This is a genomic window from Pseudomonas avellanae BPIC 631 (assembly GCF_000444135.1).
Taxonomy (GTDB): Bacteria; Pseudomonadota; Gammaproteobacteria; order Pseudomonadales; family Pseudomonadaceae; genus Aquipseudomonas; species Aquipseudomonas avellanae.
This window is the reverse complement of the sequence record NZ_ATDK01000438.1, coordinates 1-3,110: the sequence shown is the minus strand read 5'-3', so window position 1 is coordinate 3,110 and position 3,110 is coordinate 1. Positions and strand designations below refer to the sequence as shown.

The window sequence follows — 3,110 nt, the reverse complement described above, 5'->3', positions numbered from 1 at the left end:
TGGCCAAACTGGATCGTGATGCGTTCTTCAATGCTGAGTTCATGATATGACATAGGTTCACCGTACCGGATTGGTCAGGTGTTGCGCTCAGTTTTTGCCGCCGCCGGGTTATAACGAACTCAAGGCACTGGAGGTGCAGGCGCTGATTCTCGCGGTCTGCGGCCAGGGCAGCCGAGGCCCGGACTTTGAAGAGGCCTGGCAGATCGAGCGTCTGGCGACCGCCATTCGCCTCGCCGCCCAAGAACAACGCTGGGTTGCGCTCGACGATATCTGAGGTGCTGCAACAGGCTTCCTGCAACAGTGAGCCAAGGGGTAGAATGCGCCACGTTCGGGCAGCCATTCTGCCCCTTGCCGCTTTCTGCCATAAGCCTCTCGCCTCATGCCTTTTGAACTTAGCGTAGACCTGACCACCCTCGCCATTCTGGCTGTCGTCGCCTTTGTGGCGGGCTTTATCGACGCCATCGCCGGTGGCGGCGGGCTGCTCACCACCCCGGCACTGATGACCGCCGGCCTGCCGCCGCATCTGGTGCTGGGCACCAACAAGCTCAGCTCGACCTTCGGCTCGGCGACCGCCAGCTTCACCTTCTACCGCCGCAAGCTGTTTCACCCCCGGCAGTGGCTACACGCGATCGTCGGTACAGCCGTGGGTGCGGCACTGGGCGCGATCATCGCCCATTACCTGCCCGCCGAATGGCTTAACCAGATGCTCCCGGTGATTGTGTTCGGCTGCGGGCTGTACCTGCTGTTCGGTGGCACGCCCAAGGCACCGCTGGACAGCGACGCGCCCATCAAGAAGAAATGGCAACTGCCGCAAGGGCTGGGCCTGGGCTTCTACGATGGCGTCGCCGGGCCGGGCACCGGCGCTTTCTGGACGGTCAGCACCCTGCTGATGTACCCGGTGGATCTGGTCAAGGCCAGCGGCGTTGCGCGCAGCATGAACTTCGTCAGCAATATCGTGGCGCTTTCGGTGTTCATCTTTTCCGGTCAGGTGGACTACATCATCGGCCTGACCATGGGCCTTGCGGTGATGCTGGGTGCCTACTTTGGCGCAGGCACGGCAATCAAGGGCGGTGCAAAGTTCATCCGCCCGGTGTTCATCACCGTGGTGCTCGGGCTGACTGTGCGACTAGCCTGGCAGCACTGGTTCGGGGGCGCCTGAGCGCTCGGCCAGATACGCTTCGATCAGATAACGAGCAATAGACCGATTGGCCGGTAATGGCGGCAGGTCATCGATATGGAACCAGCGCGCGTCTTCAATTTCGTCGACCTGGGGCACGATGTCGCCGCCTGCATATTGCGCATGAAAACCAAGCATCATCGAATGCGGAAACGGCCAACACTGGCTGCCCATGTACTTCAGGTTCTTGATGCGCACCTGAACCTCTTCCATCACCTCGCGATGCACGCAGTCTTCGGCAGACTCGCCCGGCTCTACAAACCCGGCCAGCGCGCTGTACATCCCGCTGACAAAACGCGGTGAACGGGCAAGCAGTACTTCATCGCCGCGGGTGACCAGCACAATCATGCTCGGCGAGATACGTGGGTACAGACGCAGGTTATCGTGTTCGCAGTACATCGCCCGTTCGCCCGCAATCTGCACCGTCGCACGCCCGCACGCCCCGCAAAAGCGGTGCTCTCGAGCCCAAGTAGCGACTTGCGCGGCGTAACCGAGCATCTGGAAGACCGCAAAGTCCCCTTCCAGCATGAACTGACGCAACCCCTGCCAGGCGCACCCCTCGACAGCCACCGAGCGTTGCAGAACCAGCAGGTAGACCGGCTCACCGTCGAAGTAACCGATACCGTGCTCGCTCTGCACCGGCAGGTCCAGCGCCCGCAGCCAGCTTCTGGGAAACAGTGCCCCGTTGCTGTCCAGCAAGAAACCCTGATCCCCCTGGACCACGGCCAGACCACCGTCGGCCTCGACATCCAGAACTGCAGTTGTCCAGCGCTGCGGGCTTGTCATGAAAAAACTCCTTTGCTCAGACTCAATAGCGTCTGGCTTCAATTATCAAAGACCGGCTTGTGCTTGCTCATCTGCGCAACCATTGCCAGCTTAAGGTCGGGTGATTGCAGCATGGCTGCGTTCCAGATGGCAACGTGTTCCAGGCCGTCTTCGACCCTGTGATCACGCATGTAACTGATCATTTGCTTGGTGCCTTCAATGGCCAGCGGGGATTTTTCGGCTATCTCCCGCGCCACCGCAAACACGCCCTGCAACAGACCTTCAGTGTCATCGAAGGTGCGATTGACCAGGCCGATCCGCTGCGCTTCCTCGGCACCGACGGTTCGCCCTGTGTACGCCAGTTCACGCAGCATGCCGTCGCCTATTATCCTCGGCAACCGTTGCAATGTTCCTACATCGGCAGCCATCCCCATGTCGATCTCGCGAATGGCAAACTGCGCGTCAGCGGCGGCATAGCGCATGTCGCAGGCCGAGATCAGGTCGATGGCACCGCCCAGGCAATAACCCTGAATGGCGGCGAGTACCGGCTTGCGGCACGTGTCCACGGCCGTGAACGACGCCTGCATGTCACGAATCTTGCGCCTCAACAGCCGCGCGTTGCGTCCGGGGTCCTTGCCCATCTGGTTGGCGACCGACGCCAGCAACGCCAGGTCGATACCCGAGGAAAAATGCTTGCCCGCGCCGCTGAGTACCACCACGCGCACTTCATCGTTGCGCTCGATCGCGTCGAATATCTCGATGATTTCGGTCCAGAACGCGTCATTCATGGCATTGAGCTTTTCAGGTCGATGTATTTGTACGTGAGCAATGTTGTCAGCCAGCTCAACCCGCAAACTCTGATAATCGGACACGGCGTTATCCTCAGGCTTTTATATTCAAGCGCCGGACTATACCAAGCCCGGCACCAGAGCTGTAAACGGGCTACTGTGACATTTGCCGGACAGCCAGCTATCCGTTTGGATATATATATATTTCGCGTTGGCTATCCATAAATAGTCTGAACGGTCAGAATACACAGGGGTCCAGTATTGAGTGACATTACTGGGCGGTTTCAGAGGCTGAGTGCAACACCCGGCTATTGAGTTAGGGATGGACTCTCATGATGCTTGGACATCATTTCCGTCATCATTTCGATAGGGCATCTGTA

The 3,110-nt window shown here is 59.4% G+C and carries 3 protein-coding genes and 1 pseudogene; 2 read left to right on the top strand and 2 right to left on the bottom strand.

The window, feature by feature from the left end; genetic code table 11:
* Positions 1–106 precede the first annotated feature (106 nt).
* Together DW49_RS0123730 and DW49_RS0123725 are read left to right on the top strand one after the other, a co-directional pair.
* Positions 107–274: pseudogene (locus DW49_RS0123730) on the top strand (gfo/Idh/MocA family oxidoreductase); the annotation flags it as partial.
* 105 nt (positions 275–379) lie between these two features.
* Positions 380–1,159, top strand: a complete 780-nt coding sequence (locus DW49_RS0123725; protein WP_005737718.1) for a TSUP family transporter — start codon at positions 380–382, stop codon at positions 1,157–1,159.
* Here DW49_RS0123725 and nudC read toward each other — a convergent pair.
* Together nudC and DW49_RS0123715 are read right to left on the bottom strand one after the other, a co-directional pair.
* Positions 1,127–1,963 carry an NAD(+) diphosphatase gene (nudC, locus tag DW49_RS0123720; protein WP_005617939.1) on the bottom strand — a complete coding sequence of 279 codons (837 nt, stop codon included), beginning with the start codon at positions 1,961–1,963 and terminating at the stop codon, positions 1,127–1,129. The two genes, DW49_RS0123725 and nudC, sit on opposite strands and share 33 nt — an antisense overlap.
* 38 nt (positions 1,964–2,001) lie before the next feature.
* On the bottom strand, positions 2,002–2,814 hold the full coding sequence (locus tag DW49_RS0123715; RefSeq protein WP_005617938.1) for a crotonase/enoyl-CoA hydratase family protein: 813 nt from the start codon (positions 2,812–2,814) through the stop codon (positions 2,002–2,004).
* Positions 2,815–3,110 lie beyond the last annotated feature (296 nt).